The sequence below is a fragment of the Streptococcus sanguinis genome (genome assembly GCF_050225395.1).
In the GTDB taxonomy this organism is placed as follows: domain Bacteria; phylum Bacillota; class Bacilli; order Lactobacillales; family Streptococcaceae; genus Streptococcus.
On sequence record NZ_CP071431.1, the window covers coordinates 1,898,799 to 1,916,175 of the forward strand.

The 17,377-nt window shown below is 48.2% G+C and carries 18 protein-coding genes; 1 reads left to right on the forward strand and 17 read right to left on the reverse strand.

From position 1 onward, the window contains the following. The first annotated feature begins 183 nt into the window (after positions 1-183). Positions 184-1,326: a tRNA epoxyqueuosine(34) reductase QueG gene (gene queG, locus J1C81_RS09240; protein ID WP_002915843.1), complete on the forward strand. Its 1,143-nt coding sequence runs from the start codon at positions 184-186 to the stop codon at positions 1,324-1,326. Positions 1,327-1,359: 33 nt separating this feature from the next. Here queG and J1C81_RS09245 read toward each other — a convergent pair whose 3' ends face one another. From J1C81_RS09245 to hemL, 17 genes are all read right to left on the reverse strand, one after another. Continuing rightward, positions 1,360-1,935 carry a flavin reductase family protein gene (locus J1C81_RS09245; protein WP_002915845.1) on the reverse strand — a complete coding sequence of 192 codons (576 nt, stop codon included), beginning with the start codon at positions 1,933-1,935 and terminating at the stop codon, positions 1,360-1,362. A 40-nt stretch (positions 1,936-1,975) separates the two neighbouring features. Beyond that, positions 1,976-2,698: an ABC transporter ATP-binding protein gene (locus J1C81_RS09250; RefSeq protein ID WP_002915846.1), complete on the reverse strand. Its 723-nt coding sequence runs from the start codon at positions 2,696-2,698 to the stop codon at positions 1,976-1,978. Next, positions 2,685-3,476 (reverse strand): ABC transporter ATP-binding protein, encoded by a 792-nt coding sequence (locus J1C81_RS09255; RefSeq protein ID WP_002915848.1) that lies wholly within the window; start codon positions 3,474-3,476, stop codon positions 2,685-2,687. The genes J1C81_RS09250 and J1C81_RS09255 overlap by 14 nt, the downstream gene beginning before the upstream one ends. Then, a complete protein-coding gene (locus tag J1C81_RS09260) occupies positions 3,464-4,270 on the reverse strand; it encodes an ABC transporter permease (RefSeq protein WP_002915849.1) in 807 nt (268 codons plus the stop codon). The genes J1C81_RS09255 and J1C81_RS09260 overlap by 13 nt, the downstream gene beginning before the upstream one ends. Then, entirely contained in the window at positions 4,263-5,204 is a 942-nt protein-coding gene (locus tag J1C81_RS09265; RefSeq protein ID WP_002915851.1) for an ABC transporter permease, read from the reverse strand. Before J1C81_RS09265 ends, J1C81_RS09260 begins: the two co-directional genes overlap by 8 nt. Before the next feature lie 91 nt (positions 5,205-5,295). Next, positions 5,296-6,903, reverse strand: a complete 1,608-nt coding sequence (gene nikA / locus J1C81_RS09270; protein ID WP_002915852.1) for a nickel ABC transporter substrate-binding protein — start codon at positions 6,901-6,903, stop codon at positions 5,296-5,298. A gap of 86 nt (positions 6,904-6,989) precedes the next feature. After that, positions 6,990-7,799, reverse strand: a complete 810-nt coding sequence (locus J1C81_RS09275) for an ABC transporter permease (RefSeq protein WP_002915853.1) — start codon at positions 7,797-7,799, stop codon at positions 6,990-6,992. Further along, positions 7,792-8,787, reverse strand: a complete 996-nt coding sequence (locus J1C81_RS09280) for an ABC transporter permease (RefSeq protein ID WP_002915854.1) — start codon at positions 8,785-8,787, stop codon at positions 7,792-7,794. The genes J1C81_RS09275 and J1C81_RS09280 overlap by 8 nt, the downstream gene beginning before the upstream one ends. Further along, positions 8,780-9,763: a M14 family metallopeptidase gene (locus tag J1C81_RS09285; RefSeq protein WP_002915855.1), complete on the reverse strand. Its 984-nt coding sequence runs from the start codon at positions 9,761-9,763 to the stop codon at positions 8,780-8,782. The genes J1C81_RS09280 and J1C81_RS09285 overlap by 8 nt, the downstream gene beginning before the upstream one ends. Then, complete coding sequence (locus J1C81_RS09290; protein WP_002915856.1) at positions 9,753-10,523, reverse strand: ABC transporter ATP-binding protein; 771 nt, start codon at positions 10,521-10,523, stop codon at positions 9,753-9,755. Before J1C81_RS09290 ends, J1C81_RS09285 begins: the two co-directional genes overlap by 11 nt. Then, on the reverse strand, positions 10,520-11,302 hold the full coding sequence (locus tag J1C81_RS09295; RefSeq protein WP_002902478.1) for an ABC transporter ATP-binding protein: 783 nt from the start codon (positions 11,300-11,302) through the stop codon (positions 10,520-10,522). Before J1C81_RS09295 ends, J1C81_RS09290 begins: the two co-directional genes overlap by 4 nt. A 3-nt stretch (positions 11,303-11,305) precedes the next feature. Next, positions 11,306-12,901, reverse strand: a complete 1,596-nt coding sequence (locus J1C81_RS09300; protein ID WP_002915857.1) for an ABC transporter substrate-binding protein — start codon at positions 12,899-12,901, stop codon at positions 11,306-11,308. A 122-nt stretch (positions 12,902-13,023) separates the two neighbouring features. Then, entirely contained in the window at positions 13,024-14,127 is a 1,104-nt protein-coding gene (locus tag J1C81_RS09305) for an NADH-dependent flavin oxidoreductase (protein WP_002915860.1), read from the reverse strand. A 55-nt stretch (positions 14,128-14,182) separates the two neighbouring features. After that, positions 14,183-14,755 (reverse strand): histidine phosphatase family protein, encoded by a 573-nt coding sequence (locus J1C81_RS09310; protein WP_002915861.1) that lies wholly within the window; start codon positions 14,753-14,755, stop codon positions 14,183-14,185. Beyond that, complete coding sequence (cobS, locus tag J1C81_RS09315; RefSeq protein WP_002915864.1) at positions 14,752-15,480, reverse strand: adenosylcobinamide-GDP ribazoletransferase; 729 nt, start codon at positions 15,478-15,480, stop codon at positions 14,752-14,754. Before cobS ends, J1C81_RS09310 begins: the two co-directional genes overlap by 4 nt. Next, positions 15,477-16,061 (reverse strand): bifunctional adenosylcobinamide kinase/adenosylcobinamide-phosphate guanylyltransferase, encoded by a 585-nt coding sequence (cobU, locus tag J1C81_RS09320; protein ID WP_002915865.1) that lies wholly within the window; start codon positions 16,059-16,061, stop codon positions 15,477-15,479. Before cobU ends, cobS begins: the two co-directional genes overlap by 4 nt. Next, the gene (hemL, locus tag J1C81_RS09325; RefSeq protein WP_002915866.1) at positions 16,054-17,352 is read right to left on the reverse strand and encodes a glutamate-1-semialdehyde 2,1-aminomutase; all 1,299 of its coding nucleotides are present in this window, start codon (positions 17,350-17,352) and stop codon (positions 16,054-16,056) included. The genes cobU and hemL overlap by 8 nt, the downstream gene beginning before the upstream one ends. Between the last annotated feature and the right edge of the window lie 25 nt (positions 17,353-17,377).

Sequence of the window (17,377 nt, forward strand, 5' to 3'; positions counted from 1 at the left end):
TGTTTAACTTTATAAAATTTCCCCTAAACTTTGCGAAATTTTCTATAAAAAAATTCCACATTTCATTATATCATACAGTATATAGGCTAAGGAAGTCTTATAAAACTATAGGTATAGTTCTATAGGATAATTCCCTTTCTCAATCATTCGCCAAGTTGGCATTTTTCCGCTATAATAGTAAGGATGAACATCAAAGAAGAAATTATTAACTTAGCAAAAGACATTGGGATTTCTAAGATTGGCTTTACGACAGCGGATGATTTTGACTATCTGGAGAAGTCGCTGCGCTTGGCTGTAGAAGAAGGACGAAATTCTGGATTTGAGCATAAAAACATCGAGGAGCGGATCAAGCCCAAGCTCAGTCTAGCCTCGGCCAAGACCATTATCTCTATCGCAGTCGCCTACCCCCACAAGCTCAAGCAGCAACCTCATAAAACGGCCTACAAGCGAGGGAAATTCACCCCTAATAGCTGGGGGCTGGACTACCACTATGTCCTGCAGGACAAGCTGGACCGGCTTGCCAAGGGAATCGAAGAGCTGACCGCTGATTTTGAATACAAGGGCATGGTGGACACGGGCGCCTTGGTCGATACCGCCGTAGCCCAAAGAGCAGGAATCGGCTTTATCGGCAAGAACGGCTTGGTCATCTCCAAGGAATTTGGCTCCTATATGTTTTTGGGAGAGCTAATCACCAATCTGGACATTGAGCCTGATCAGCCTGTCAACTACGGCTGCGGAGACTGCAACCGCTGCGTGACAGCCTGTCCTACTTCCTGCCTGATTGGCGATGGCAGCATGAATGCCAAGCGCTGTCTGTCCTTTCAGACTCAGGACAAGGGCGTCATGGATTTGGAATTTCGCAAGAAGATTAAAACGGTCATCTACGGCTGCGATATCTGCCAAATCTGCTGTCCTTATAATAAAGGTTTGGACAATCCTCTGGCGACAGAAATTGACCCCGACCTTTCTCATCCCGAGCTCCTGCCTTTCTTGGAGCTTTCCAACGGTCAGTTTAAGGAAAAATTCGGTCATGTAGCCGGCAGCTGGCGGGGTAAAAATATCCTACAGCGCAATGCCATTATCGCTCTGGCAAATGCCAATGACCGCTCTGCCATTCCTAAAATGCTGGAAATTATTGACAAGGGGCAAAATCCGATTCATGTCGCTACAGCTATCTGGGCTCTGAGTCAGCTGGTGCGTGAGGTCCATCCAGAAATGATAGAACTGGTCATGAACGTCAAAAATCCGACCCCTCAAATCCAAGAAGAGCAAGGCCGTTTCCTAGAGAAATTTGGCCTAAAAGAAAAACTTGTGATAGAAAACTAAACCGCTGAGATTCTTCAAATCTCAGCGGTTTCTTTATTTTTCTTCTTGTTTGCGGATTTCTTTGATGATAGAGCCCATCTTGACTGACTCGTCGCTGAAATAGCGGTAAAGCCGTCCATCACCGTCTCCCATGTAGCTGATAGGGGAAAAGCGATCGCTGCGGAAAGCGTCATTCTCATCAATCAACTCCTCATCAACCACGCGCCGAGTGACACGGGCTATGACATTGGTCAAGGCACCGCATTCGACCATATCCAGCACCTGACACTCAATGGATACAGGGCATTGGTCTACCAGCGGAGCATCCACGGTCTCGCCGATTGTGTAGCTAAGACCGGTTAAGGCAAACTTGTCCTTGCGGCTGTTGAAACCAGCAATTTCAGACTCTTTGGTCAGATCCTTCTCTGGGACATTAACAGTGAATTGCTGGTGCTTGGTAATCTCTGTAATGGCATTTCCTTTTGTACGCATGGCAATAACCATCATGCTGCCCAAGGAATAAACCGAGCTTGAGGTTGAAATATTATAGCCGTGCACATCGTCCTTATAGCCTAAAAAGAAGACTGGAAAGCCGAAGTAAAGTTTTCTTGTTTCAAAAGTACGTTTCATATATGTTCCTTTATTTTTAATTTTAAAATAGATCAGCTAGTTAAGATATTCGTGAGCTGAAATGTCCCTTGTCGCCTATCAACTTTTTTGTCACGGGGTGATGAGCCTGGATAGGAAGCTCAAAGTCCTTTATCTCGTCAACGATTTCCCCATCTGCCATGACCAAAATCCGATGGCAGAGAGCGTAGCTCAGCTTGAAGTCATGTGAGATGAAAAGATAGGTCAGCTGGTATTTCTCCCACAAATCATATAGGAGGCGTAACAACCTGCCTTGAACAATGGGATCCAGACCGCTCAGAGCCTCATCAAAGATGAGAACATCTGGCTTTAAGAGTAAGCCGCGGGCGATGCAAATCCGTTGGAGTTGGCCGCCACTGAGCTGGCGCGCAGGCTGATCCAGATAGCTTTTATCCAGACCGACGTCTTCTAGAATGGCTTCTATCTCTTCTCTAGCCACATCTTTTGGCAGGGCCTCTGTCAAGACCTGCTCGACTGTAAAATGCGGATTGACCGAATGGAGTGAGTCTTGAAAGACCAGTAAAATTCTCACGCCAGACTTTTTGACTGAGTAGGGCAGGCCATCCAGTAAGACCTGGCCTTGACTGGGCTTTTCTAGACCAATCAGCAATTTAGCCAGCGTGCTCTTGCCACTGCCGCTCTCGCCCATCAGACCGATCATTTCACCCTTCTGGACGGTGAAGTTACAGTCTTTGACAACCATTTTGTCCTCGAATTTTTTAAAAACATGTCTACATTCCAGCATCTTGTCTCACCAACCGTTCGTATGGATTTCCTAAGATAAGGTCTTGGCTATAGGATTGCGAAGGACTTTCAAGGAGCTTGGCCACTGACCCTTCCTCCATGATAGCCCCCTGATACATGACAAGCATCTTGCCTCCCAGCTCTCGCGCCAAATGATAATCATGGGTCACTGTGATGAGGGTCTTTCCTTTAGCTAACTGCTCCTTTAAGATGAGAATAATCTGCTCGCGATTGTGGATATCTAGCGCCGAAGTAGGCTCATCCAAAATAATAGTCTCTGGCTCTAGGCAAAGCAAGATAGCCAGCATGACACGCTGCAGCATACCGCCGCTGAGCTCAAAAGGATATTTCTTCAAAAGCTCTTCCGGCTCTCCCAGTCTGACTTCTTTCATAGAAGCTATGGCCTTAGCCAGACAAGCGCTTTTTGAAATCTTGCTATGGCTGCGCAGGGTTTCCCAAAAATGACTTTGAATGGTCTGAAAGGGATTGAACATAGCCATCGGATTTTGAGACATATAGGCCACTCGTCTCCCCCGCAGCTGCTGCCAGTCCTTGAGAGAATTGCGCTCCAGAGACATGGAGCCATAGTGAACTTCTCCTTGCATGCTCAAGGATGAAGGCAACTGGCCAATCAATATCTTGGTTAAGAGAGTTTTACCAGAACCACTCTCCCCAATGATGACCAGAGACTGACCCGCCTCCACTTCAAAGCTGATGTCCTGCAGTATGGTCTTTCCCTCAATCTGGGCTGTCAGTTGCTTTACTACTATTTTTTCCATATCTGTTTCCAGCCTTTCTCTTCAAAGCATTCGGCAAATAGATTAAAGGCGACCACATTCAGAAAGATAGCCAGTCCAGGCGCCAGCATCATCCAAGTTGCCGTTTGAAAATGGCTTCTAGCATCATGCAGCATCATGCCCCACTCGGTAATGTTGGGCTGGACACCGATTCCCAGAAAGGAAAAGCCAGAAATCATGAGAATGATATTCCCGATATTCATCAACACAATAATCAAAATAGGCTTGTATATAAAGGGCAGGATATGAGTTTTGAGGATATGAATCTGAGAGAGTCCCATGGTCTGGGCAGAAATGACATAGGCTTCCTCTTTGGCACTCTTGACTAGATTGGCCGTTACCCTTGCATAGTAGACCCACTCTATGATGACAATGGCTAGAATCATATTGGTCATTCCCTGTCCCAATATCCCAACTGTAGCTAGCGATAGCAGGAAGCTAGGAAAGGCGGAAATAACATTTGCAAACCATAAGAAGGTGGCTTCAGCCTTTCCTTGGTACCATCCGATCAGCAAGCCGACTGTGACACCGATAACTACTTCCAGCAGACTGATAGTCAAGGATAAAAAGAGGGAATAACGAGCCCCGTGCAGCAGACGAGACAAGACATCTCTGCCCAGCTGATCGGTTCCCAGCAGATGAACAGTGTCAGGCGCCATTAGTTTGTTTGAGATTTCTACCTGCTGGGGATCAAAAGAGGATAGATAGGGAGCAAAGAGAGCGAAGATGAAGAGGACCAGCAAAATGACACTTGAAAAAATAAATCGTTTAGACATTGCTCCTCCTTTTTCTGACTCTAGGGTCTATCCAGAGCGGCAGCTGCTGGGTTAGAATATTATTTCCCAAGAATAATAGGCCAAATAAAAGCATACAGCACTGGATGATGGGTAGATCCACAGCCTGCAAAGCATCCACAAAGAGAGAGCCGACACCATTCCAAGAGAAGACTTCTTCGACAATCAAGGAGCCTGTCAGAAGATAGACCAAGGTCAGGCTCAGGCCTGTCGCAATGGCTGGCAGGGAATTTCTCAAGAGATGATTCTTGACCAGGAAGAACTTGCTGACTCCGCGCAGGAGGGCATTTTCAACATGGACACTCTTCATCTGTTCTATCACGGCCTTACGGATCAAGGCGGTATATTGGCCAATCAATGACATACTAAGGGTCAGACTGGGAAGAATCAAGCTGCTAAAATCCTGCTTGCCCGAAACTGGCAGCCATCTGAGCTGAACAGCAAAAACCACAATCAGCATGTAACCTAGCCAAAAGCTGGGCATGGAAACGCTGGAAAAGGATAGAAAGCGATTGACCTTATCAAAGAGAGAACCCTTGTAGACTGCACTAAAAATTCCCAAAGGAATAGACGTAAGCAAAATGAGGGCAAAGGAAGTCAAGCCCAGAGAAAGGGTGGACTGGAAACGCTCCAACACCAGGGGCAGGACAGGAACCTTTAATAGATAAGATGTCCCAAAATCCCCACGAAGAGCCTTAGTCAGCCAGCCTAGATACTGCTGGGGCCAAGGTTGATTGAGTCCCAGATATTCTCTGGCTTTTTCCAAGGATTGAGGAGTCACTTGAATCTTAGATACCCTTAGATAATTTTCTGCTTGATCCGCCGAGGATAGCTTGGCTAAGAGAAAGGTCAATACTGATATCATCAACAGGGCAGCTAAGAAAGAAACTATTTTTTTAAATAAATCTTTTTTCATAGTCCTTAAAAGAAAAGGGGCGGCTGATAAGCTTTTCAACTTAGCAGCACTACTCCCTTTATATTAAAATTTGCAGTTATGAAGCCAGTTTTTATTTTTTCTCAATATAGCGCAGTGGGAAAGCATTTTCTTCTGGAGCAAAACGCATGCCATTGATTTCTCCCTTGCGGTAGACGGAAACAACGGATTGATAAGTGATTGGAATATAGATAGCTTCATCGTGGAGCATAGTGAGGACTTTCTTGTAGCCTTCATCAACTTTTGCCTCGTCTGGTTCGACCAGAGTCGCCTTGATAATGCTGTTCATTTCTGACTTAGATGGCAGAGCTTCTAGGGAAACATTTTCTGGGTGGCCATGGTCAGCTGGTGAAGTCAGGGCAGTCATCCAAGCATGCGGATCCCACGGTGCTCCCCAAGAGAAGGTCAGCATCAAATCAAAGTCGCCCGTCTTAATATTTTCCCAATAGTCATCTTCTTCCATAGCTTTGAGCTGAACGTCAATTCCGATTTTCTTCCATTCGCCTTGGAAGTACTCAACCAAGTCCTTGTCTGTCGCCTTAGAAGAAATATAAGGAACATTTAGGCTTAATTTCTTGCCATCTTTTTCGCGGATACCGTCAGAGCCTTTCTTCCAGCCTGCTTGATCCAGCATCTTTTCAGCCAGTTTGATGTCGTAGTCATAGGGAGTCAGATTGGCGTCAGAGTGTGGTGTAGACTTAGAGAAGATGGTATCAGCTGGTGTTTCTGTTCCGCGGAAAATGTCTTTCGCGATAGACTTTTTATCAACCGCATGGTTCATAGCCTGACGGACAGTCTTGTCTTTGAAGATTTCCTGCTTGGCATTCAAGAGCATGAGGCGGCTGGACATTGGCTGAGATACATCTGTCGTGTACTTGTCATCCTTGGCATACTTGGCAAAGTTATCCAAACCGATAACGCCATTTCCATAGATCAAGTCAACATTGCCAGACTCAAACTCAAGAGCACGGGTTTGTGGATCTGGAATAATCTTGACTGTTACTTCTTTCAGTTTAGGCTTTTCACCCCAGTAATTTTCGTTACGGGTAAAGGTGATGTACTCGTTTGGCTTCTTATCTTTGACAACCCATTGACCTGTTCCGATTGGCTTCTTAAGGTTGTCCTTAGTCGTGTCGTCTCCGTCAGGGAAGGCAGCATCAGCTATGAAGCGGATTGGACGAATCATTGATAAATCATAGAGAGTCGCACTGTAGGCTTGTTTGAGTTTGATCTCAAAGGTATGGTCATCTACAACTCGATAGCTTTCCAGCTGGTTCGTAAAGTCAAACCAAGTGTGGTTTTTCTTATTTTCCTCTGAAAAGACGGTATCGAAATTCCGTTTGACATTCTCAGCATTAAAGTCAGAGTCGTCTGAGAATTTTGCCTTTCTCAGCTTGAAGGTATAGGTTTTACCATCTTCGCTGATATCCCAGCTTTCAGCCAAGGCTGGCTCGATTTTCCCATTGTCACCGTAGCGGACTAGGCCTTCATAGACCATATCCTGAATGACAAATTGGTCTGGATTGTAGCGATGAGGATTGACATCCCCAAAGTCCTCTCCCCAGACCATGGTGAGTTTGTCTTTCTCATTAGCTTGTTTGGAAGAATTTGAGTTTTGCTGGCAGGCTACCAAGAATAAAGGCAGCAAGAGGACAACTAATAAAAATAGTTTTTTTCTCATTTTTATTGAATCACTTTCTTGTATTCATATTTTTTTATGATTGCAGTCCCAAAAGATAGGGGCTATAGTTTATGTTTTTTTGATGATCAATTCATGCGGTTGTACTTGCTGTTCAGAGCGTCTCCGAATTTGGTAAAGAGGAGAATGGTCAAAATTAGCAAGATACAAGGGAAGACCACAATCCAGGGGGCTTCCTGGATGTAAATCCGGCCGTCATTGATCATGGCTCCCCACTCAGGAGACGGTGCCTGAGCTCCCAATCCGACAAAGCTGAGACCAGCGATTTCCATGATAATGGTGCTGATGTCAAAGCTCATGGTCGTCAGAATCTGAGGAAAAAGACTGGGGAAATAATAGTTTTTCAGGCTTGTCCAAAAACTATTGCCATACATTTTCGAGGACTGGATATAGGGTTCATTTTTCAGCTGCAGGGTCATGGAGCGCATCAGGTAGGCATACTTGGTCCAGGCCGTCAAGCAGATAGCGATGAGGGTTTGCTGGAGACCGATGCCCAAGATACTGACGATAGCAATGACCAGAATGATAGATGGGAAAGACTGAAAAGCCGTGATAACCAGCAAGATGAACTGGTCGAATTTCCCGCCGATGAAGGCGCTGGTTACCCCAATAAAGGAGCCTACCGTCGCAATTAGCATCAGAATCATCAGGGCTGGCAGGACTGTTTCCGCACCTCCGCTCACTGCACGCGCAAAGACAGACCGTCCTAGAGCGTCCGTTCCGAACCACTCACTGCTGCTCGGCCCTTGCAGGGCTTGGCCCAAATTGACCTTGGTTAAACTATCACCCAAGAGATGAGGGGCCAAGGAGGATAGGATCAGAGCCAGGACGATGAGGCCGCCCAAGGCCAGGAGTTTTCGATTGATTTTCTTATCCATACGAACCCTCCTTGCTTGCTTTTAATTTCTTCGTGCGCGGCAGCAGTTTGGGATTTTCCTGAGCCAGTCGGACGCGAGGATTGAGCCAAACCGTAAGCAGCTGAAAGACTAGATTTACAGTCAAGACTCCCGCTGTGATAAAGAGGACCGCCCCCTGAATGAGGGGATAATCCCGCTTGGCAACTACGCCAATCAGCATCTTACCGATGCCCGGCCAGGAAAAAAGATGCTCGATAATAGCCACACCGCCCAAGAGCGAACCCAGAGAAAGGCTGACCAAGGTGAGAAGAAAGGGCAGGACATTGTAAATCACGTCATGCAACAGGATATGCCCCTCTCGAATCCCCCGACCACGCGCACCTTCGACTTCTGGCGAATGCAGCACTTCTATCAGAGCGGTCCGCAGCTGCGGGATATAACGAGTGGACATAATCATGGCCAGTGTTATGACTGGCAAGACCAAGCCCAACTCATTAGCCGTTGCCTGAATGGGAAACCAGTGCAGCTGAACGGAAAAAATCAGAATCAGGATAATCCCCATAACAAAGCTTGGAATGGCATTTAAGAAGGCCAGACCTGCCATCAGGAAGCGATCAACTGGCTTTCCAGCATGGTAGGATGTGTAGAGAGCTGTCGGCAGGGAAATTCCCAAAGTCGCTAGCAGGGTATAAAAAGCTAGGTAGACTGTATTGGGAAAATAGAAAATCAGCTGCTCCCAGACCGAAGCTCCGGAATTATAGGTCACACCAAAGTCGCCATGGGCAATCCTGCCCAGCCAGGCCAGATATTGCTCCATAAAGCTACCATTCAGACCCATCTCTGCCCGCTTGATTTCCAGCAATTCCTTGGTAAAAGGAATGCCCTGAGCATTGAGGATACTCTCAGCCGGATCTCCCGGTGCTAGATAAACCAGCAAAAAGGAGATAAAGCTGACGCAGAGCAGGATGAGGACGAATTGCAGAATAGTTTTGATAATAAATTTAATCATGCGCCTCCCTTTCAGATGTCTGGTAGCTTTCAGGCTTCTTGCTAGCTACGGCCAGCAGCACTTCGTCTTGGTGGACAACCAGGGTCGCCTTCTGGTAGAGGACCAGACCGTCTTCCTTGGCAGTCACCTTTTCTAAAATATTGCCATAAATATCACAGATTTCGCCGATGACCTGACCAGCCTGTACTGTTTGATTGGGCCGGACAAAGCACATCCAGCAGCCCGACCTCTGACAGGTCAGATAATAACTGTCGTCAAAGATTAGCGGTGTCTGCTTATAATAAGGCATGGTCCCTTCAAAAAGATAGCGGGCGACTTGCTTGACTGACTCTTTCATAGCCAGCACATCCTCTGGCAGACAGGTGCCATTTTCCCCCTGCTCCAGCAGGATGCTAGGCAGTCCATAATCTACCGAGGCAGCGTGATAAAGATTGCCGCAGTCCTGAGATTGATAGATAATCGGTGTCCCTGAAGCCTGCAGCATCTGATAGGACTTTTCGACCACCTCTGGATCGGCCCGTAGAGAGTAGTAACCATGCGGTGTAAGCAGTTCTTCCCGATTGCCGCTATGCAGGTCAATCAGGAAATCACTGACGCTAAAGACCTGGCTCTCAATCACAGACCGAATCTGATAGCTGAGGCTGGAAACTGGCTCTTGGTCCTGAAAAATCCTGTTCAGATTGAGACCGTCCTCAGGTACAAGCGTCGTCTCCCGAGCCCAGAAGCCGCTGACATTGACTGCATGCAGGAGGAGGACAGAGCCTTGAAAGTTAAAGTCCCACTCATGCGCTAAGTCCATCAGCGCCTTGACACCGACATACTCGCAGCCATGGACTGCAGCACTGATGGTCAGCAAGGGCTGGGAAGCCTGTCCTTTGAGCAGAGTGTACTGGATAGCCAGCTCATCTGTGATAGGCAGACTTCCTTGATAGCTGCTGCATGGAGCCATAGAGTCTAGTTCTTGCTTAATCCTCATCTTTATCCTCCCTGTACTGACTGAGCAAGAGCTTGGTATAGTCACTCTTGGGAGCAGAGACGACCTCTCGCATGCTGCCCTTTTCCTGCACGATTCCGTCCTTGAGGACGACCAAATCTTCCGCAAAATTACTGACCAGAGCGATGTCATGAGAGATGAAGAGAAAGGAGGTCTGCGAGCGCTCTTTGATGTCTGCCAGCAGCTGCATGACTTCATACTGAACGGTCACATCCAGAGCACTGGTGATTTCATCGCAGATGAGCACATCAGGATTAATCAGCAGGGCACGGGCGATGGCCGCCCGCTGGCATTCTCCTCCGCTCAGCTGATGCGGTAGCCGCTGGGCAAGCTCAGCTGTCAGACCAACTGAGGTCAGCAAGTCATGGATGGCCTGCTTTCTATCTGACGGCTGCTGATAGAGAGAGAAGTTTCGACAGACCTCTTCCAGGCTCTGCTGAATGCTGCGCTTGGGATGAAAAGTCGACTGGGGCTGCTGGGCGATGTACTGGACCCGACCATAGTAGTCCCTATCCTTGTAGGCAGAGACTGGCTGGCCCAGTAGGGTTAGCTCCCCTTGGTCCGGCTTTAAAAAGCGGCAGATGAGTTTGGCAATGGTGCTCTTACCAGAGCCTGATTCACCGACCAGACCCAAAGCCTGTCCCTTTTCCAAGCTAATGTCAATATCAAAGACACCGATTCTCCGATTATCAATCTGACCATACTCGTAGGTCAGTTGGCGACCAACCAATACTTGATTCATAGCTGCCCCCCTTCTCTAAATGCTGCTAGCTTAGGCACAGCCTTCAGCAATTTCTGGGTGTAGGCCTGCTCAGGATGGCGAAGAACTTGATGGGCTGGACCACTTTCGACAATCTGCCCTTCTTTCATGACGACTACTTTTTGCGCTAGATGCTCAGCCACACTGATATCATGTGTAACAAAGAGAATGGCCATTTTTTCCTCCTGATGAAGCTTGCTCAAGAGATCAAGCAGCTTCATTTTCGACAGGACATCCAGAGCGCTAGTCGGCTCATCAGCCAGCAATAGTTTGGGTCTGCTAGCTAGAGCTAGCGCCACACCGACTAGCTGCATCATACCGCCACTAAGTTCGAAAGGATACTTATTGACGACTTTTTCAGGCAGCAGTCCCACCATTTCTAGACATTCTTCCAAGGGACGGAGATTTGCTGCCTGCTGGCCCTGATTTTTCACCAAGTCCTGATAATGCTTTTTGATCTTACGGCGGTTATTGAAGCTGAGACTGGCATGCTGACTAATCCAAGCCACTTCTCGGCCTACAAAAGGCAGATAAATGCGGTGGTCCTGGGGCTGAATTTCCTGCCCCTCAAAGGTAATACTGCCCTCTGTCACTGTCAGCCCCCTAAGAGGGAGGCCCAGCAGCATCTTGAGCAGGGTGGACTTGCCACTGCCACTCTCGCCCACAATCGAAAGGGACTCCCCCTCTGCAAGAGAGAGGGAGACCCGATCGAGAATGACTTTATCTGCTGACTGCACCAGCAGATCTTTCATTTCCAGCATGCTTTATTCCTTTGATAGTTTGTTGCTGACGTGATAGTAGTCTGTTGGATGGGATTCCAAACCAGAGACGGACTTGTCCATTACCAGAGCGACCTTGAAGAAGCCGATAATGGTAAAGCCGTAGTCCTTATCCATGATTTCTTGGATTTCCTTGCTGAGCTGATTGCGCTTAGCTGGATCCGTTTCAGTCGCCAGCTCTTCAATTTTCTTGTCTGCTTCTGGGTTGCTGTAGTGACCGATATTGGCTGTACCATTGGTCTTAACAGCACTGTTGAAGAAGGCATACGGGTCACCGATAGGAGCTGCTACCACCGCGTAAGGTGTGAAAGCATAGTCCTTTTCACTGGCAACAGCACTGACTTCAACTTTCTTAATGGTCGCTTCGATTCCGACTTCCTTGAGCTGTTGTTGGCTTGCTTCTACAGCCAGCGGCATTTCAGGCAGACGGGTGAAGGACAGCAGCTCAATGCTGACTTTTTGACCGTCTTTTTCACGGTAGCCATCGCCGTCAGTATCCTTGTAGCCAGCTTCATCCAAGAGTTTCTTAGCCTTGTCTACGTTAAATTCATGGACGCTCTTTTGCAGGGCAAAGGCAAACCCTTTAGGGAAAGGTCCAACAGCTGGTACAGCTGAGCCTTTAAAGAGGGATTCTGAGTAGGTCTTCTTGTCTACCAAGGTATCTAAAGCCTGACGGAACTTGTCATCTGCTACGTAAGGATTTTCAAAGTTATAGTAGTAAGCTAGGTAGCGGGAACCTTCTACTTCAGAAATTTTGTAGTTCTTATCGGAAGCATAAGTACTTAGATTTGCATAAGGCAGACCATAGACGGCATCGACTTCCTTAGACTTGAGGGCTGCAGAAATAGCTGTCGGATCAGAGAAGTATTTAATCTTCAGATTAGCAACTTTTGGCTTGCCATCCCAGTAGTCTTCATAAGCCTTGAGCTCTGCTCCGCTCTCAGGAGTGTACTTGGTCACCATGTAAGGTCCAGTTCCGACAGGAGCCTTGTCAGATGCGCTCTTGCCAGTCGTATCAACAATAGCGGAGTAGGGCTCTGCCAAGAGATTCGCCATGATAGGCTGCACAGCCTTTGTCTTGATGGTCACGGTTTGACCCTCCGCAGAGATACTGTCAATGCCCATATCTGATGCTGCCCGTTCGCTGGTCTTAATCAAGCGTTCCAGAGAAGCTTTGACCTTTTCACCGGTCATTTTTTCACCATTTTGGAAAGTCACCTTATCCTTGAGGGTAATTTTCCACTCTAGGTCTGAGACTGCTTCGATTTTCTCAGCCAGCCAAGGTTTTACTTCAAGTTTGTCGTCCATCTTAAAGAGGGTTTCTCCCACTCCGTAACGGACCGTGAACCAGCCATTGTATTCCGCTGCTGGATCTACATTTGCTGGAAACTGAGTATAGCCAATGGTTACAGTCTTGCTGCCACTATCGCCAGAAGGCTCACTGGTTTTGCTAGGGTTTACACAGGAGGCTAGGGCTAGGCCTGCCAAGGCTAGAGCCATAATTTTTTTAAAATGTTTCATAAAATATTCAACTTCCTTTTCTATTTTGTAAACTACTTTAAGACGGTCTGTCCTAGTCAAATCTAAATACGCTTCGCTCTCTGTCTAAGGTGGTTCTATGTCCTGAAGATGAGAGAGCAAACGAGTGAAAAACAAGTGATTGCTCATTTTCTTTCCTCCTTGGAGATTTGTTTGTCTTAGTCTTAATCTTTTCCTTCCAGATAGCTTCTAGTATCTTCGACAAAGGCAGTTGGCAGAGCCAAATCAGCCTGCAACTCATCGCGATAAGCTCGGATAACTTCTGCCTCTCGGCCGGAGACAACTTTTTCAGCCCAGTCTGGGTCTAGGAGCAGGGCCTTGCCGAGAGCAAAGAGCGGAATCCCCGCATCCAATACTCGCTGGGCATCCTGCTTGGTCTCTATCTGACCGACACCAATCAGGGGCACTCTATCATTAATTTTTCTGATAATTTTTTCAATCACTGGCTCCGAGTCCTGAGAATCTCTGATAGACGAGCGCCAGACATCAGAGGTCGAAATATGCAGATAGTCCACCTGATGATAGATGAGCTGCTCCAGTAACTGCAGGGTATCATAAAGCTGGATACCTGGCTCTTCAATCTCTTCCGGAGAAAAGCGGTAGCCAATCAGGAAGGGGCGGTCGGCCTCTTCTTTGACTAGTTGCTTGGCTCTTTTCAGCAAAGTCTTTGGAAAGCGCAGGCGGTTGTTAAGGCTGCCGCCCCACTTGTCCTGACGGACATTGGAATGAGGGGAGACAAACTGCTGGATCAGATAGGTATTGGCACCATGAAGCTCGACTCCGTCAAAGCCAGCCTGAATCGCTCTTCTAATAGCTGACAGAAAGTCCTCTATCACCTGCTCCACTTCAGCGTTCTTGAGCGCCCTTGGCTCTGCCAAATAATCGCGCGGAGCCTTGACAGCACTGGGTGCCACTGGCTGCCCGTCAATCAAATCAGGCAGAACCATACGACCACCATGATAGAGCTGGACAATAGCCAGAGCCCCTTGATCCTTGATGGCCTTGGCCAGACGGCTAAGCCCCTCAATCTTATCGTCCTCGGCGCCGCTGAAGCTCTCCGCAAAGGACTTGCCCAGAGGATGGACATAGGTACTGCCAGTGATAACCATACCAACCGACCTAGACCGGCGGGCAAAAAAGTCAATATCTGCCTGAGAGACATAGCCGCCCAGCTCACTAGCGCAGATGGTCATAGGCGCCAATACAACGCGATTGCGTATGGTCTGACCATTTTTAAAAGTAAATTTATCCTGAATCTGTGTATTCATCTGGTCACCTCTTTCCCAAGATAAATCATGTTGTTTGTTTTTAAATAATAAATCCTTAGAGTAAGGTAGCCTGCCAAGTCTGATCCCGCTCTTCCAAGAGCAGCACTCGTCCTTGAGGGACATCAATGTTCCAAAAAACAGCCTCTCCATCAACCAAATGCTGGTAAATCAAGCGAAGGACTCCCAAATGAGCGACTAGAGCCATTGATTCCTCCTCGCTATCCAGTAAGCGGTCTGTTGCCCTCCAGACTCTGGTCTGAAAGTCTGAGAAAACTTCTGCCTCAGGAGGCGTGACCTCAAAGGGAGCCTCCAGCCAAGCCTGCCAGATTTCTGGAAAGGCTGCCTGAATCTCATCAGCTGTCAAACCTTCCCATTGTCCAAAGCCCCGCTCGTCAAAGTCGCCTATGGGCTGGACTTGTCTGTCTGGAAAAGCTAACTGGGCTGTTTCCTGTGTCCGTTTGAGACAACTGGTGTAAATCACATCAACCGTGTTCTCCTGCATCAGTAGCGCCAGCTGCTTGGCGTCCGCTTGGCCTTGCCCGTTGATAGAGACGTCATGGCTGCCGTAAAAGCAACGCCTGCGGTTGTAGTCTGTCTGACCATGCCGCATTAGATACCATCTTTTCATCCTAGTACCACCAAACCTAAGAGATAGAGGAGCTGGGCAATTTCGACATAGGCCCCTAGCGTATCGCCTGTGTGGCCGTCAATTTTATTATAAACGAAACGACGATAGCCAATTGCTCCCAGAAATACCAAGCCGTAAGCCAGAAGGCCTCTCCAGCTGAAAACCAGCAGAGACAGGAGCAAAGGCAAAAGCTGGGCAAGAAGGATATGACTAGTCTTGCTGCCACTGAAGAAATTTCCTGAGCCACCGCCTTCTCTGGCATAGGTCATCCGGTAAAGCTGTAGGCTCAGACCGGCCTTGCCAATCATGGACAGACTAGCCACGATAAACCAGCGAGGCTCTGGCAGATAAGAGTAGAGAACCAGCATCAGAGCATAGTAGAGAATGAGCGCCAGAACGCCATTGCTGCCAATCCGGCTGTCCTTCATAATCTCTAGCATCCGCTCCTTCTTACGAGAGGCGAAGAGCCCATCCGCCGTATCCGCCAAGGCATCTAAGTGAAAGCCACCTGTCAGCAAAACATCGAAAGCAAGGGTCAGAACCCAAGCGACCATCCCTGGTAGGACTAGGTTCGTCAGGAAATAAAATCCTCCTGAAATCAAACCCAGCAAGAGGCCAAAGAGGGTCAGAAAAGGAAGTCCCCGTCGCAAGTAGGAGATATCCACTGCTTTTGGAATCACAATCCGGCTAAAAAATTGGGTATAGATAATCAATGCCTTTATCATTTCAACTGCTGAGCGAGGCCGCAGATGACTAGATAAGCCTCACCCGCCTCCTTTGCAATCAGTTGGTTAATCTTGCCCTGCACATCACGGAAAAAGCGTCCTAGTCTGGTCTCTGGGACAATACCCAGTCCAACCTCGTCCGTTACAATCCAGCACTCAGCATCTGTCTGACGGATTGCAGATAGGAGCTCTTGCCATTCTTCTTCCAAGAGCTGCAGCAGGAAAGACTGCTCCTGCCTACTAAGAAAGTGTTCCTCGGTCAGCTCCAGCTTGTCTGGAAAATGCTGGGCAATCAAATCAAAGAGGCGATTGCTGGTCAGAAGGGTGGCACAATCCAGCAGGTAAATTGGATGCGACTGCTCTCGCAGCCAGTCCGCCAGCCCTGCATACTGCTCCTGAGTTGTCCAGGAAGCCGGTCGGCGTTCTTGGTGCAGCCGAATCCGCTCCTGCCATTCTGGATCTTCTCCTCGGGGCAGGCCGGTCGCAATATAGCAAACTCGCTCTCGGTCCGCTAGTCGCTCCTCCGCAAATGCCGACTTACCGCTTCTGGCCCCGCCTGTCACTAACACAATCTTAGCCATTTGCTTCTTCTTTCATTTCTTGAAATGCCCGCTCAAAGGCTGCCAAGGTCTGGTCTAAATCCGCTCTAGTATGGGCACTGGACATAAAGTTGGTTTCATACTGAGATGGCGCCAGATAAATGCCCTCTTCCAGCAAGAGACCGTGCAGTCTTGCAAACTGAGCATGGTCAGCCGCCTTAGAATCCTCAAAGTTACGAACCGGCTTCTGACTGAAGAAGAAGCCAAACATGGTTCCCTTGGACACGACTTGCAGATTAATGCTGTACTTATCGGCTAGACTTCGTAAGCCATCACAGAGGTAGTTCGTTTTCTCTTCAATCTCAGCAAAGAGCTCAGGTGTCAGCTGTTTCAGGGTTTCGTAACCGGCCGTCATGGCCACGGGATTACCTGACAAAGTACCAGCCTGATAGATGCTGCCTAGGGGCGCTACCTGATCCATATAGACGGCCTTGCCGCCAAAGGCTGCGACTGGGAAGCCGCCACCGATAACCTTGCCCAAGCAGACCAGATCCGGCTCTGTCTGATAGAGGCCAACTGCCCCCTGATAATGAGCTCGGAAACCACTCATGACTTCATCCACGATGAAGAGAGAGCCGTATTCCTGAGTGAGGGAGCGAATATTACTGATAAAGTCCGCATTCGCAGGAATCAAGCCCATATTGCCAGCAACTGCTTCTAAAATGACACAGGCAATGTCGTCTCCGTGCTTTTCAAAGCAAGTCTTGAGAGCATCTGTATTATTGTAAGGCAAAGCCAGAGTTTCCCCAGCTACCTGAGCAATGACTCCGGCAGAATCAGCAATCCCAAAGCTAGCCAAGCCTGAACCAGCCTGAACCAAAAAGGAATCGCTGTGGCCGTGATAGCAGCCGATAAATTTGACAATTTTAGAACGCTTGGTCACCCCACGCGCTACCCGAATGGCGCTCATGGTCGCTTCCGTTCCCGAATTGACCATCCGCATTCTTTCCATGAAAGGCAGACGCTCCTGCACCAGCTGGCCGAGGGCAATCTCTCTGGGACTCGGAGCACCAAAACTGGTCCCCTCCCAAATAGCTTCCTCAACTGCTGGTAACACATCCTTAGGAGCATGCCCCAAAATCATAGGCCCCCAAGACAGAACGTAATCAATATAGCGGTTGCCATCGACATCATGCAGATAGGCTCCGCTGGCTTTTTCGATAAAAAGCGGATGGCCGCCCACAGCCTTAAAGGCCCTGACAGGACTATTGACCCCGCCTGGAAAGAGCTTTTGAGCCTCTGTGAAATATTGGTTGGAATGTTCTCTCTTCAAGTTCGTCCTCCTTATCTAGAAAACT

What these genes read in the sequence shown, in the direction of transcription:
- queG (WP_002915843.1), top strand. Translation starts at nt 184, where the DNA reads ATGAACATCAAAGAAGAAATTATTAACTTAGCAAAAGACATTGGGATT.
- J1C81_RS09245 (WP_002915845.1), bottom strand. Translation starts at nt 1,935, where the DNA reads ATGAAACGTACTTTTGAAACAAGAAAACTTTACTTCGGCTTTCCAGTC.
- J1C81_RS09250 (WP_002915846.1), bottom strand. Translation starts at nt 2,698, where the DNA reads ATGCTGGAATGTAGACATGTTTTTAAAAAATTCGAGGACAAAATGGTT.
- J1C81_RS09255 (WP_002915848.1), bottom strand. Translation starts at nt 3,476, where the DNA reads ATGGAAAAAATAGTAGTAAAGCAACTGACAGCCCAGATTGAGGGAAAG.
- J1C81_RS09260 (WP_002915849.1), bottom strand. Translation starts at nt 4,270, where the DNA reads ATGTCTAAACGATTTATTTTTTCAAGTGTCATTTTGCTGGTCCTCTTC.
- J1C81_RS09265 (WP_002915851.1), bottom strand. Translation starts at nt 5,204, where the DNA reads ATGAAAAAAGATTTATTTAAAAAAATAGTTTCTTTCTTAGCTGCCCTG.
- nikA (WP_002915852.1), bottom strand. Translation starts at nt 6,903, where the DNA reads ATGAGAAAAAAACTATTTTTATTAGTTGTCCTCTTGCTGCCTTTATTC.
- J1C81_RS09275 (WP_002915853.1), bottom strand. Translation starts at nt 7,799, where the DNA reads ATGGATAAGAAAATCAATCGAAAACTCCTGGCCTTGGGCGGCCTCATC.
- J1C81_RS09280 (WP_002915854.1), bottom strand. Translation starts at nt 8,787, where the DNA reads ATGATTAAATTTATTATCAAAACTATTCTGCAATTCGTCCTCATCCTG.
- J1C81_RS09285 (WP_002915855.1), bottom strand. Translation starts at nt 9,763, where the DNA reads ATGAGGATTAAGCAAGAACTAGACTCTATGGCTCCATGCAGCAGCTAT.
- J1C81_RS09290 (WP_002915856.1), bottom strand. Translation starts at nt 10,523, where the DNA reads ATGAATCAAGTATTGGTTGGTCGCCAACTGACCTACGAGTATGGTCAG.
- J1C81_RS09295 (WP_002902478.1), bottom strand. Translation starts at nt 11,302, where the DNA reads ATGCTGGAAATGAAAGATCTGCTGGTGCAGTCAGCAGATAAAGTCATT.
- J1C81_RS09305 (WP_002915860.1), bottom strand. Translation starts at nt 14,127, where the DNA reads ATGAATACACAGATTCAGGATAAATTTACTTTTAAAAATGGTCAGACC.
- J1C81_RS09310 (WP_002915861.1), bottom strand. Translation starts at nt 14,755, where the DNA reads ATGAAAAGATGGTATCTAATGCGGCATGGTCAGACAGACTACAACCGC.
- cobS (WP_002915864.1), bottom strand. Translation starts at nt 15,480, where the DNA reads ATGATAAAGGCATTGATTATCTATACCCAATTTTTTAGCCGGATTGTG.
- cobU (WP_002915865.1), bottom strand. Translation starts at nt 16,061, where the DNA reads ATGGCTAAGATTGTGTTAGTGACAGGCGGGGCCAGAAGCGGTAAGTCG.